This window comes from Janthinobacterium sp. BJB446 (genome assembly GCF_002735655.1).
GTDB classification, from domain to species: Bacteria; Pseudomonadota; Gammaproteobacteria; order Burkholderiales; family Burkholderiaceae_D; genus Janthinobacterium; species Janthinobacterium lividum.
This window is the reverse complement of sequence record NZ_PDZK01000003.1, coordinates 447261-460768: the sequence shown is the minus strand read 5'-3', so window position 1 is coordinate 460768 and position 13508 is coordinate 447261. Positions and strand designations below refer to the sequence as shown.

General features: G+C 61.5%; 5 protein-coding genes. 1 reads left to right on the top strand and 4 read right to left on the bottom strand.

What is annotated here, in order from left to right:
• Positions 1 to 74: 74 nt before the first annotated feature.
• Positions 75 to 2957 carry a TonB-dependent receptor gene (locus CSQ92_RS21430; RefSeq protein ID WP_257219312.1) on the bottom strand — a complete coding sequence of 961 codons (2883 nt, stop codon included), beginning with the start codon at positions 2955 to 2957 and terminating at the stop codon, positions 75 to 77.
• Between the two features lie 484 nt (positions 2958 to 3441).
• Here CSQ92_RS21430 and aroG point away from each other — a divergent pair, with 484 nt between their 5' ends.
• Positions 3442 to 4506, top strand: a complete 1065-nt coding sequence (gene aroG, locus CSQ92_RS21425) for a 3-deoxy-7-phosphoheptulonate synthase AroG (protein ID WP_092612071.1) — start codon at positions 3442 to 3444, stop codon at positions 4504 to 4506.
• Positions 4507 to 4692: 186 nt separating this feature from the next.
• On the opposite strand, the gene CSQ92_RS21420 is transcribed toward aroG, so the two are convergent.
• The 3 genes from CSQ92_RS21420 to CSQ92_RS21410 form a co-directional block, all read right to left on the bottom strand.
• The gene (locus CSQ92_RS21420; protein ID WP_180277080.1) at positions 4693 to 7344 is read right to left on the bottom strand and encodes a TonB-dependent receptor; all 2652 of its coding nucleotides are present in this window, start codon (positions 7342 to 7344) and stop codon (positions 4693 to 4695) included.
• A 357-nt stretch (positions 7345 to 7701) separates the two neighbouring features.
• Entirely contained in the window at positions 7702 to 10377 is a 2676-nt protein-coding gene (locus CSQ92_RS21415; protein WP_099395320.1) for a TonB-dependent receptor, read from the bottom strand.
• Positions 10378 to 10556: 179 nt separating this feature from the next.
• Positions 10557 to 13286: a TonB-dependent receptor gene (locus tag CSQ92_RS21410; RefSeq protein WP_257219311.1), complete on the bottom strand. Its 2730-nt coding sequence runs from the start codon at positions 13284 to 13286 to the stop codon at positions 10557 to 10559.
• Between the last annotated feature and the right edge of the window lie 222 nt (positions 13287 to 13508).

Below are 13508 nucleotides of genomic sequence, written 5' to 3'. Positions count from 1 at the left end.
CGCTACTCAACCCAATATTGGGCTTGCTCGCTACGGTTCCTGAAACGCCTGATACGTTGAAAATATGACGAAATTCAGAACTTGTACTTCACCCCCGCGCTGATGAAGCGTCCTGCCGCGCCCGCGTAGTCGAGCGGGTTGTAGCCCGTGGCGCCATATGTGAGCGGATCGAGCGGTGCGATCTTGTCGAACAGGTTTTGCACCGTTGCAAACACTTCCAGCTTGGGCGTGGCCAGCCAGCGGGCCGTCAGGTCCACCGTGGTGAACGAGGCGATGCGGCAGCCGCGAGGGGCATCCGTGCCGTCGGCGAAATGCGTGGCGCAGCCGTCCGGATCATTCTTGAACAGCACGTTGTCGAGCGGCGCGCGGTAGTTGACGTTGGCCGTGACCCGCCAGTCCTGGCGCTCCCAGGTGGCACCCAGGTTGATGCGGTCGTCCGGCGTGCCCATGCAGTTGGACACATCGCAATTGCCATGCGTGCCGGCAAAATCGCGCTGCGTGCCATCCTGCTCCGTGCGCAGCCATTTGTACAAGTGCGTCCATTTCAGGTCGAACACCAGGCTGCCATACTCGCTGCCCAGGCTGAAGCGCTGGCGCGCGTCGATATCGATGCCGCGCACCGTCGTTTGCGCCGAATTCACATAATTGGCCAGCACGGCCGTGATGGCACCCGGATCGCCGGCGATGCCCGTGGCCGTCGACGGGTCGCGCGCCACATGGCCTTCGGCGATGGCGGTGTCCGTTTGCTCCTGGTTGATTTCATTCTTGCGGCGGATTTGCCACAGATCCACGGAAATACTGGTGCGCGGCAGCGGGTCCCACACGGCGCCCACGGAATAGCTGCGCGAACGCTCGGGCGACAGCTTGGGATTGGGCGACGTGATGACGGCGATGGAGGCGGGATCGCAAGCCACCTCCACGCCGAGCCCGCAGCGCAGCGGATCGCTGGCGGTGGAGAACGCGGCCAGGCCGCCGACGCCGTTTTCCGCCGCGCTGGGCGCGCGGAAGCCCTTGGCGAAGGTGCCGCGCAGGGCCAGTTCGCGCACGGGCGTCCATTTCACGCCCGCTTTCGGGGTATAGGAATTGCCCACGTCGGTGAAATGGTCGGCGCGCAGCGCGCCCGACAGTTCCACGGTTTTCAGCACGGGCGCCAGCACCTCGGCATAGATGGCCGAGGCATTGCGGCTGCCCTTGTAGGCGGAATAGCCGAGGCCAATGATATTGCCCCGTTCCGTGCCCGTGGTAGGTTTCAGTTCCGTCGATTCGTGGCGGAATTCGGCGCCCACGGCCACGCCCAGGCCGCCGCCGTCCAGCTTGGCCACCTCGCGGCTGGCCTTGAAGTCGATCTGCGCGATATGCGTCTTGGCATCGTTGGAAATGCGCGGCGACAGGGCCGCGTACAGCTCGGCTGAGTTGAGGCCCGCGTTTTCCGCGATGCGCCACAGGCTGCCGGCCGGCAGGGCTGCATACGCGGGGTTCAGGCTGGCCGCCGCCACATTCGCGGCAGTCGGGTTGAGCAGGGCGAAGGCGACGTCGCGCTGCAGGTAGCCGTTCAAGTCGTTCGACACCTTGTTCTGCGAGTACAGCAAGGCGCTGTCGATATCCCAGCCCGCCACCGCGCCCTTGATGCCGGCGACAAAGCGCGTGAAGGTGGAATTGACTTCCGACAGGCGCGGCCCCACGTCGGCGGCCAGGTAGCGCAGCCGCGCCGCCGTGCCGAAATACGGATTGTCCGGGTGGGCGGCACCGAGCGACACTCCCGCATTGCTGACAGGGCCGCCCGGGTAGCCGACCGAGCCGCTGACCGTCGATGGCGTGGTGGCCGAGTGCGATTCGCTGTGATATACGTTCAATTCGGCATACGTCTGCAACGCTGGCGTCAGTTGCCAGGCGGCGCGGCCAAAGAAATTGATGTTCTTCTGTTTCGGCTGGATCTGGCCGTATTGTTGCGCAGCATCGGTCAGGCAGCCGCCGCCCGGGTCGCCTTGCGGATGCGTGGTGAAGTTGCCGCAGGCGGCGCCGGGGAAGGCGCGCGTAAAACCCGCGCCGGCGAGATTGCCGCGGTTGTAGTAATCGAGCGTGTCGGGATTGCGCACATTGCCGTTGACGGCGCTGCCGGCCGCATTGTTGGTGGTGATGGCGCCCGCGCCGCTGAGCGACTCCTGCGCGCTGAAGCCCAGGTCGCGCAAGTCGCTGCGGCCGACGGCCCCCCGCCCGGCCCGGTCGCGGTTCCAGATGGCGGCCTTTTCGCTGTATTCGAGATTCAGCAGCACGTTGTAGCGGTCGCTGTCGATGTCGCCGAAGCCGTGCGTGATGGCGGCGCGCGCGTCGCGCCCGTCCCATTCCTTGGTCTTGCCGTAATTGCCCTTGATGGCCGTGCCCTGGTAGTCGCGCCGCAGGATCACGTTGACCACGCCGGCGATGGCGTCCGAACCGTAGATGGCCGAGGCGCCATCCTTGAGGATTTCCACCCGTTCCACCGCTTCCAGGGGAATGATGTTCAGGTCGGCAAACACTTTCTGGCCATCGTCGGCCAGGCCATACGGCGCCACCCTGCGGCCATTCAGCAAGACCAGGGTCGAGGCCGTGCCCAGGCCCCGCAGCGACACGCCGGAAGCGCCGGCGGCAAAGCCGTTGCCGAAGGACGTGGGCACGGAACCCTGGTTGTCGACGGCCAGGGTCTGCAGCAGTTCGGCCACGCTGGACTTGCCCGACTTTTCAATGTCGGCCGCGTTCAGGGTTTGTACGGCCGACGCCGTTTCCGCCTGCGCGCGGCGGATGTTCGAGCCGGTGATTTCCACGCGGGCAATCGGCGCGGCATCCTGCGCCAGGACGGGTAGACTCAGCAGCGCACTGGCCAGTGCCAGGCCCAGTCTGGGTGGTGAAAAGGTGGTGGACTGTAAGGATGGTGTCGGGATCATGCGGTTCTCCGGAAAGGTCAGGCAGTCAAAGGTCATCGATACGTCCTTGAGTTTTCTCCGTCCCGCGACGCTGGAATTGATCTAGATCAAGTAGTGCCCCGCTTCTCGTCGATAGAATGGCTGGCGTGGCGTGGTTGCCACGACGGACACAGCGGTGGCGTCCGGTATGCAGAGTCACAGCGCAGATGCACAGCGAGAGTCATAGCGCGCAACTTTTTATGCTTTTTTGCGTGTTGTGCAGTGTAAAACGGCGGTGGCATGCGGCTTTGCCGACAAATATGCTTGCCAACCCTTGCAATTTAGGTTTATAGTCGTTCATCACTTACGGATGACTCGCATGTTCGCTCGCCACTTTTTTACCGCTTATTTTTACTTTAGCAATTCCAACCCAAAGGCGGTGGAGTAGCGGTCGGTTCACGTAGCAGCAAAACGAGATCCCAGCAAATTCTAAAAAACCGCCACTCATGGCGGTTTTTTTTTACCCAGATGTTTTACCCATCCTTAAATTTTGGAGAAAATGATGCCCCGCACCGATGATTTGCGTATTCGCGAAATGAAGGAATTGACCCCGCCGTCCCACCTGATCCGCGAATTTGCCTGCTCGGAGCAAGCCGAACAGACCGCTGCCAGCGCCCGCATTGCCCTGCACCGTATCCTGCATGGCCAAGACGACCGCCTGATGGTGGTGATCGGGCCTTGCTCCATCCACGATACCAAGGCGGCCATGGAATATGCGCGTCTGCTGGTCAAGGAGCGCGCGCGTTTCGCGGGTGAACTGGAAATCGTCATGCGCGTCTACTTCGAGAAGCCGCGCACCACGGTGGGATGGAAGGGCCTGATCAACGATCCGTACATGGACAACAGCTTCCGCATCAACGACGGCTTGCGCATGGCGCGCGAACTGTTGCGCGATATCAATGAGCTGGGTTTGCCGGCTGGCACCGAGTTCCTCGACGTGATCAGCCCGCAATACATCGCCGACCTGATCAGCTGGGGCGCCATCGGCGCGCGCACGACGGAATCGCAGGTGCACCGCGAGCTGGCGTCGGGGCTGTCCTGTCCGGTCGGCTTCAAGAATGGCACGGACGGCAATGTGAAGATCGCCGTGGAAGCCATCAAGGCCGCCTCGCAGCCGCACCATTTTCTTTCCGTCACGAAGGGCGGCCACTCGGCCATCGTCTCGACCAACGGCAACGAGGATTGCCACATCATCTTGCGCGGCGGGAAAACCCCGAACTATGACGCGGCCAGCGTGGACGAGGCGTGCAAGGCCATCGCGGCACAAGGCCTGGCGGCGCGCCTGATGATCGACGCCTCGCATGCGAACAGCTCGAAAAAACCGGAAAACCAGATCCCCGTGTGCGCCGACATCGCCAGCCAGGTGGCGGCGGGCGATGGCCGCATCGTTGGCGTGATGGTGGAATCGCACCTGGTGGCGGGACGCCAGGATTTGATCCCGGGCAAGGAATTGATCTATGGCCAGTCTGTCACGGATGGCTGCATCGACTGGAGCGCCAGCGTGGCCGTGCTGGAAAACCTGGCGGCGGCCGTCAAGCAGCGCCGCTTGCAGGGCGACGCGGAATGACGTGGCGCGCAGCATGAAAAAAAGCCCGGAAAGCTAAGCTTTCCGGGCTTTTTTAATGCATTCAAGACGCCTGACAGAAGCGTAGCGAGCGGCAGCAAGTTGCGGCCGAGACGCGGAACTGTGCTTGAGCACAGTGAGCATCGCAGGCCGCAAATCGCGACGCGCAGTAGCTTATGTCAGGTGTACTTAGAACTTGTAGGTAGCGCGCACGTAGAAAGTACGGCCCAGCGGATCAGCGTAACGCGGATCGTAGCCGGACTGGAATGTGCCGATCTGGTTACTGAACGGTGGATCTTCGTTCAGCAGGTTTTTCACGCCCACGGTGACTTCGGTGTTCTTGAAGCCCGAGTACGCGCCCGACAGCGACCATACCGAGTAAGCTTTGACGCTTTGCTCGAATTGCGGATCGACATAATTCTGGTCGCGGTAGCCGCTCATATACTTGTTCGACAGCGTGGCATTCCACTTGTCCATATTCCATTGCAGGGAGGCATTGTGTCTCCAGCGGAATACCGGTGCATTGTCGCCATACACGCCCACGTTTTGCACGAATTCGCCGCCGCGCTCATTCTGGTACTCATACTTCTGTACCCAGGTGCCATCGAAGTTGAAGGTGAAGTTGCCGTACTGGCTGCGTGGCAATTTCCAGTTCAGGCCCAGGTCGATGCCCGAAGTGTGCATTTCGCCAAGGTTGCCCAGGGTCGCCAGCACGTAATCGAGCTTGCCGTCAGCCGTGTAGATGAAGTTGCTTTGATATTTATCGTAGTTGTCGAACAGGGTCTGTTCGGCCACGGTGCCGATCTTGTCGCGCAGCTTGATTTTGAAGTAATCGAGCGAGACGGTCAGCGATTTCGTCGGTTCGATGACGATACCGGCGCTGAAGGTTTTCGATTTTTCCGGGCCGACGTCCGGATTGCCGCCCGAACGGATGTATTGCTGCGCGCCGCAGGCGACGTTGCTGTTGGCGCCAGGGATCGGTACGCCGCCTGGGCACAGGCGTGGATCGTCATACTTGTTGGCCGTGAAGGTCTTGGTTTGCGGACCATGCAGGTCATACAGCGTTGGCGCGCGGAAACCTGTGTTGTAGGAGCCGCGCAGCAGCACCTGGCTCGTTGGCTGCCAGCGCACGCCGACTTTCGGGTTGAAGCTGCCGCCGACGTCGTTGTAGTGGTCATAACGGGCTGCCAGAGACAGTTCCAGGTCTTTCACGACAGGAATGCTCAGTTCCGAGAAGATGGCGGCGATGTTGCGGCTGCCCGACTGGTTCTGCGCTTCGGCGTAGCCGGAGCTCGACGCCTGGCCAGCCAGGTCGCGGTTCACATTGTATTCCGCCTTGTCGTTGCGGAATTCCGTACCGACGGCGAAACCGACGGCGCCTGCCGGCAGGGTGAACAGCTCACGGCTGACTTTGGCGTCGACCGCAGTGCTGGTCATCTTGGCGCTCAGGTACTCGCCTTTCAGGACGGAGTCATTCAGGTAGGCCTGGCCGGCGGCGCTTTGCTCGCCGAACGGGTTCAGGATACCATTGCCGATGCCGTCGATGATGCGCTGGTCATTCAGGTAGCCGCCCGTGAAGGCGCTGGTGGCCTTGCTGACGGAGTAGCTCAGGCCGACGTTGTAGTCCCATGCGCCCAGGACGCCTTCGGAAGCCAGTACCAGGCGATCCGAGGTGCTGGTGTCGAAGCCGCTGCGCTGGCCCGACGCCACTGGACGCCAGCTGATGTCCAGCGGTTCGCCCGACAGGCCTGCCATGGCTGGCACACCGCCGCTGCCGCCCGGGTAGTACGGCGAGCTCGACGGCATGAGGATGCCGATGTTCGACATCGGCGGCGGCGAGATGCGCGCTTCGTTGGTGCTGCGCGAGTGCAGGTATTCGATGGTGGCCAGGTGATCCTGGTTCAGCTTGAAGCTGGCCTTGCCCAGGAAGGATTCCTGCTGGGTTTTCGGAATGGCCTGGATGAATGGCGTGACATCCATGGCGCACGTGCTCTTGCCCGAGGTATTCTTGTACAGGTTTTCACCCACGCAACCGCCGGCAAAGGCTGGGTTGCCGATCAGGCCATTGCCCGTATCGTAGAAGTTGGCCGGGAAGGTGGTGCCGCTCAGGTTATCCACGCCCTTGCTCGGGATGTAGCCGCTCTTCGAGAAGGAACGGTCGGCCGTGCTCAGCGCCGACTGGCGATGTACGTCGACAACACCGAAGACGTTGAAGCCATCTTTGTTCAGGTCGCCATAGCCGCCGGACAGGTTCAGGCGCGACTCGTCGCCGCCGCCCGATTTCTGTGGCTCGTAATGTTCGACCGTGACGGAGCCGCCTTTGACGGAACGCTTGGTGATGAAGTTGATCACGCCGCCGATGGCGTCGGTGCCGTAGATGGCGGAAGCGCCGTCACGCAGCACTTCGACGCGCTCCAGGGCGGAAATCGGGATGATGTTCAGGTCGACAGACGAACCGTTGAACGGGTGGCTGGCGATACGGCGGCCGTTCAGCAGGACCAGGGTCTTGTCGCCGCCGATGCCGCGCAGGTCGGCGACGGACTGGCCGCCAGTACCGGAACCAACGGATTGCGAGCTGCTTTGCGAGCTCTGGTTCATGGAAATGGTGGACAGGACTTCTTGCGCCGTCGTCAAGCCTTGCTTGGCGAAATCGTCGGCCTTGATCGAGGTGATCGGCAGCGCTGTTTCCGATGCCAGACGCTTGATGCTCGAACCCGTGACTTCCACGCGTTGCATGGGGCTATCTGTTGTTTCTTGTGCATACGCGGCGTGCATGCTCAGGGCCATGCCGCCTGCAAACATCAGGCGCAGCGACCGCGATATTACATTTTCTATCATCATCTGAAATTCCTTGTTATTGTGATAAAGGCGGCAATTATTTTGAAATAACTTGTTGCTAACCAACAATTTATTTGCCTTTTTGAAAATCCACCAATGAAAATTCTGTAAATTTTCAGGGCCCTCATCAAAACATTCACGATTCAGATTGTCAATTTCGCGCGGACTTTTTGGACGAAATGCAACATTTCCCTGTTTTTTTTATAATCCTTCAGTAATAAAGTATCGCGAACCCTTGTCAGACTTGCTCAGATGCGTAAAATAAAACGGCGCACATCATCGCTGATGGAGCCGCTTTTCTGTTGCTGGTACGCTGTTGCCAGCGCTGCCTGTTTTATTTATCGATCTGAATTTCTCCCCTTAAAACGTATAGCTGCCGCGCAGGTACCAGGCGCGCCCGATCGGGTCCGTATAGCGCGGGTCATAGCCTTTCTGGAACAAGGTGCCTTGGTTCGAAAACGGCGGCTCCTTGTCCAGCAGGTTCTTCACGCCGGCCGTCAGCAGCAAGCCTTTCCACGCATAGCTGCCCGACAGCCCAAGCAGGCTGTACGAGGGCACATCGTGCCGGTATGGCGGCGCGACCAGATTCTGGTCCGTGTAGCCGGACTTGAACGATTGCGACAAGGTGGCGCCCCAGTTACCTTTGCGCCAGTTCAGCGCCGCCGTATGCTTCCAGCGAAACACGGGATTGTTGTCCGCATAGCGGCCCACGTTGGCGATGAAGGCGCCGCCGCGCTCGTTCTGGTAGTCGTACTTGCGGGTCCACGTGCCATCGACCGATACGCTGACATCGCCATACGGGCCGCGTCCCAGCCGCGCATTCAGGCTGACATCGATGCCGTCCGTTTTCACTTCACCGAGGTTGTCGTTCAGGTCGAGAATGGCGTAGGGCGAACCGTCGGGATTGCGCAGGAACAAGGCCTTGTATTTCTCATAGTTGCCGAAGATCGATTGCTCGGGCAAGGATGCAATCTTGTCCTTCAGATGGATGTTCCAGTAATCGATGGCCACCGTCACTTCCTTCACCGGTTCGAGCACCAGGCCGAAGGCGAAGGTGGTGGATTTTTCCGGTTTCAGGTTTTCATTGCCGCCTTGTAGCTTGAACTGCTGCAAGTCGCAATCGCGCAAGGGATTGGCACCGGGCTGCGGCACGCCACCGGGGCACAAGATCGGGTCGTCATAACTATCGTTGGTATCGTTCTTCGACGGCGGCGCATTCTTTTCAAACAGGGTGGGGGCACGGAAACCCGTGCTGGCCGAGCCGCGCAGCACCAGCGCGCTGCTGGCCTGGTAGCGCAGGGCCAGCTTGGGATTGGTGGTGCTGCCCACGTCGCTGTAATGGTCGAAACGGGCGGCCAGCTGCACTTCCAGATCCTTGATCAGCGGCAAGTTGATTTCGCCGAAGACGGCCTGGATCGTGCGCGCACCGCTCTTCGACAGCGAGCCGGACAAGCCGGAACTGGCGGCCTGGCCGGCGATATCGCGGTTCACGTTGAAGTCGGCCTTTTCGCGCCGCACTTCGCCGCCGAGCGCGATGGCCAGCGGGCCGCCGGCCAGCTGCATCAGGTCGCGGCTGCCTTTGAGGTCGACACCCGTTGTGGTGACCTTGGCGTTCTGCACTTCGCCGCGCAGGGCCGTGCTGGCCAGGTAAGCCTTGCCGGCCGCATCCTGCACGCCAAACGGGTTCAGGATGCCGTTCAGCACGCCAGCGGCAAAGCCCGCATCCTGCACATAGCCGTTCGTGAACTTTTCCGACGACTTGCTGATCGCATGGCTGAGCTCCGTCTTGTAATCCCAGCCCGCCAGTTCGCCTTCCAGCGCCAGCACCAGGCGGTCGGCCTTGCCGGTGGAATCGATTTGCCGCTGGCCTGCCTCGACGGGCCGCCAGTTGACGCTCAGGGGCTGGCCCGACAAGCCGGGCTGGGCTGGCACGCCACCCGCATTGCCCGGATAGTAGGGGCTGGTGCTGGGCAGGATCAAGCCCGTTTGCGGCGGCGGCGCCGTGCGCGCCTTGACCTTGTTTTCCGAATGCAGATATTCCAGCGTGGCCAGGTGGCCGCCACCGAGCTTGAAGGCGCCCTTGCCGAAGAAGGCCACTTGCTCCTGCGCGGGCAGATCGTCGATCTGCCGCGTGTAATCCTGGCGGCAAGTGCCATTCGCCGGCACGGCCGGCACCGACAGCGGCGGCAGGCAGCCGCTGGCCGCGTAGGGGTTGCCAGCCAGGCCGTCGCCGCCGTTGGCCGCCGCATCGAAGTAATTGCCGGGGAAAGTCGTGCCACTGGTGATGGACAGGCCGCGCGAGGGAACGATGCCGGTGGCCGAGAAGGCGCGGTCTTGCGACGTCAGCACTTTTTGCTTGTGATAGTCGAGCACGCCAAAAATATTGTAGCCATCGGTGTCGAGCTCGCCATAGCCCGTCGAGAGGTTGATGCGGTGCTCGCCGCCGCCCTTGTGCTGTGGGGCAACGATCTCGGCGGTGATATTCGTGACGTTGACGGAGCGCTTCGTGATGAAATTGATGACGCCGCCGATGGCGTCCGTGCCGTAGATGGCCGAGGCGCCGTCGCGCAGCACTTCGACCCGTTCCAGGGCGGCGATGGGAATGATGTTCAGGTCGACACTGGCGCCGTCATACGGATGGTTGGCGATGCGCCGGCCATTGAGCAGCACCAGCGTCTTGTCGCCGCCCAGGCCACGCAAGTCGGCGCTGGCCTGGCCGCCCGTGGGCAAGCCGCTGGTATTGCCGCCGACGGCATTGCCGCTGCCCATGCTCGACGCATTCGAGGGAATCCTGCCCAGCACCTCCTGGGCCGTCGTCAAGCCCTGCTTGGCGAAATCCTCGGCCTTGAAGATGGACAGGGGCGTCGCCGTTTCCGAGACGAGGCGCTTGATGGAGGAACCGGTGACTTCGACTCTTTGCATGGCGGGCGTGCCGGCGGCGTCGGTTTCCTGCGCCATGGCCGCATGGCCAAACGCGCCGAGCAAGGCTGCGCACAGCAGGCGCAAGGTAGGGGAGGGACTGCGGGTTTGCGTCATCTGACACTCCTGTGGCATGGTCATGGGCCAAGTGGCTTGCAAGGGAGTTTTACAGGCGCGCAGGAGATAAGGTTTGCGCTGGCGCAATAGGCGTGTGGATGAGTGAACTGGCGCCACAGTCGCCGACGAAAAAAAGGCGGTGATTGCTCACCGCCTCGCGTCAGGATGCCTGTGCCAGCTTAGAAGAACTTGTAGCTGCCGCCCAGTTTGAAGTAGCGGCCGATGGCGCCGCTGGCATCCATCGGGTTGTAGCTCATGCCGCCGTAGGTCAGCGGGTCGAGCGGCGCGATCTTGTCGGTCACGTTGTTGATCGAGGCAAACAGTTGCAACTGTTTGTTGATGTTCCAACGGGAGGACAGGTCGAGCGTGGTGAACGAGGCGAGCTTGCAACCGTTCGGCGCCGGTGTGCCGTTCGCCAGTTTGGAAGCGCAAGGGTCGCCTTCAAACTTGATATTTTTCATGTCCGAACGGTAGTTCAGCACGCCGCTGACGTTCCAGTTGCCCAGGTCCCACGAACCGGTGAGATTGATCTTGTCCTTCGGCGTGCCGGCGCAGTTGGAGGTATCGCAATTGCCGTGCGTGCCGGCGAACTGGTAGCGCACAGTGGACGACTCGGCCCGTACCCATGAGGCGATGTGGGTCCAGGTCAGGCCGAACGTGGCGCGGCCGTAGTCGCCCAGGCGCACGCGCTGCTTGACGTCCAGGTCGATACCCTTGATCTCCGTAAAGCTGGAGTTGCGGTACGGTGCCTTGGTGATCAGCAAAGTGCCCGTGTTCGGCGTGACGACGCCATTGATGGTCAGGTTGTTGTCGGAACGGATGGCGGTCGGCAGGGCGGCCGCTTCGTTGTACGGCAGCGGATTGATCTCGTTTTCACGCTTGATTTTCCAGGCATCGAGCGACAGGCTGGTATCGTTGAACGGATCCCACACTAGGCCCAGGGTGTAGCCCTTGGATTTTTCCGGCTTGAGGCTGGGGTCGCCGACCTTGACGGCTGCCACTTGCAGTTCGCAGTCGCTGGCATTGGCGCCCGGCAGGCGGTTGCCGCCAGGGCAGCGCACGGGATCGGTCACGGTCGAGGTACCCGTGGATTGCGAATCGGCATTGCTTTCGGCGGGGCCTGGGGCGCGGAAGCCTTCCGAATACGTGCCGCGCACGGCGAAGGTTTTCAGCGGCGTCCACTTGGCGCCCAGTTTCGGCGTGGTCGACGAGAAACGGTCGTATTTGTCGTAACGCAAGGCCCCCGATAGTTCCACCGTCTTGATCATGGGTGCCAGCACTTCGAGGAACACGGCCGAGACCTTGCTGGCGCCCTTGGCCGCCACGTAACTGGCGTTGATGGAGCCGTCTTCCGTGCCCGTCAGGGAGGGATTGTCGAGCTTGTCGCGACGGTGTTCCGCGCCCACGGCCAAGCCCAGGGCACCGCCCGGCAACTGCATCAGTTCGCGCGTGGCCTTGACGTCGATGATGTCGAGCTTGGTCGTGGAATCGGAGGTGGCGTTCGTTACCATGGCCGCGTACAGCGAGGCGGGATTCTTGTTTGCCTGCGCCCCGACGTAGTATGGGAAATACGGGTTTTTTGGACTGGAATCGCCTAGGGCATCCCTGACAACGGCCATGTTCAGCATGTTGCTGTAATCGAGGTGCAGCTTCGATTCCGAATGCGTATAGCCGGCATCGTAGTCCCAGCCCATGGCATTGCCCTTGACGCCGAGCACGATGCGGTTGAACTCGTTGTTGGCCTTGCGCGTGCTGGGGCCGACGTCGAAAGCCTGGTAGCGCACGCGCACCGGCACGCCATACGGATTTTGCGGGTGGTTGGCCGCCAGCACGATGCTGGTGCCGCTGCCGCTAGCGTAGTTGATGACGCCCGCCTTGTTGCCGGCATTCGGCGGGAAGGCGACGGTGGGCGTGACCGATGGCGGGATCATGGTGAACGCCGTATCGCGTTTCGAGTAGCCCGCTTCCGCATATACCTGGGTGTCGGCATTGACTTGCCAGGTACCGCGTGTGTACAGGTTGACCGATTCGATCTTAGGCTGCATCGAACGGAACTGGTCGTGGTGCCACACGCAGCCGCCTTTCGGATCTTGCGGCGAAGACACGGACAAGGTGGAGCAACCGGGCAGGGAGACATAGTTGTTGGTGACGGGGTCGCGGATCAGGCCTGTCGGCGCGGCATTCGCATCGTTGTTGCTATTGATGTAGCCGCCGGCGAACTGGGTGTTGATCGCATAGCCATACGGGCGCAGGTCGCCCTTGCCTATCCATTTTCGACCGGCGCGGTCGCTGTTCATCAGCATGTCCGATTTGCTGTATTCGGCATTGACGACGAAGTTGAATTTATCCGTGTCCAGGTTGCCTTTGCCGAAGGTCAGCGAGGCGCGGTGCTGTTTGGCGTCGCTGTCGCCGGAGATGCCCGTGTCGCCCTTCAGGGTCAGGCCTTCGAAGTCCTTGCGCAGGATGATGTTGACGACCCCGGCGATGGCGTCCGCGCCGTAGGTGGACGAAGCGCCATCCTTGAGGATTTCGATGCGTTCGACGATCTGCATCGGCATGGTGGACAGGTCGGTAAAGCTCTTCTGGCCATCGTCCGCGCGCGCGAACGGGGCCATGCGGCGGCCATTGAGCAAGACCAGGGTCGAGGTGGCGCCCAGGCCGCGTAGCGAGATGGCCGTGGAGCCGGCGGCAAAACCGTTGCCGAAGCCCGTCGGCAGGGAGCCGGCGCCATCGGCGGTGAGGGTTTGCAGGTATTCGGCGACGGTGGCCTTGCCCGATTTCATCAAGTCGTCGCGGGTGATCAGCTGTACCGGTGATGCGGTCTCGGCCGTGGCTCGTTTGATGCTCGAGCCGGTAATTTCCACACGTTGCACATTGGCGTCTTGCGCCATTGCCGGCGCAGCCATCATGCCAAGGCCGAGCGCTGCTACGCTACCCGAAAAAATCAGGCGTACGGAGCGGGATATCACTGTTTCCATCATCATTCTCTGAACTCCGAAAGTAAGCTCGGCTGGCCTTCGTGCGGCACAGCTTTGCCAAGGTGATAAAGATTGCTGCGTCGGCAATCGCTGTGGATAAGGCGGCATTTTTATAAGTGCCGTCATCGATAAGACCACTTGCCGAGAAACCTT

What these genes read in the sequence shown, in the direction of transcription:
- CSQ92_RS21415 (WP_099395320.1), bottom strand. Translation starts at nt 10,377, where the DNA reads ATGACGCAAACCCGCAGTCCCTCCCCTACCTTGCGCCTGCTGTGCGCA.
- CSQ92_RS21410 (WP_257219311.1), bottom strand. Translation starts at nt 13,286, where the DNA reads ATGATGGCTGCGCCGGCAATGGCGCAAGACGCCAATGTGCAACGTGTG.
- CSQ92_RS21420 (WP_180277080.1), bottom strand. Translation starts at nt 7,344, where the DNA reads ATGATGATAGAAAATGTAATATCGCGGTCGCTGCGCCTGATGTTTGCA.
- aroG (WP_092612071.1), top strand. Translation starts at nt 3,442, where the DNA reads ATGCCCCGCACCGATGATTTGCGTATTCGCGAAATGAAGGAATTGACC.
- CSQ92_RS21430 (WP_257219312.1), bottom strand. Translation starts at nt 2,957, where the DNA reads ATGACCTTTGACTGCCTGACCTTTCCGGAGAACCGCATGATCCCGACA.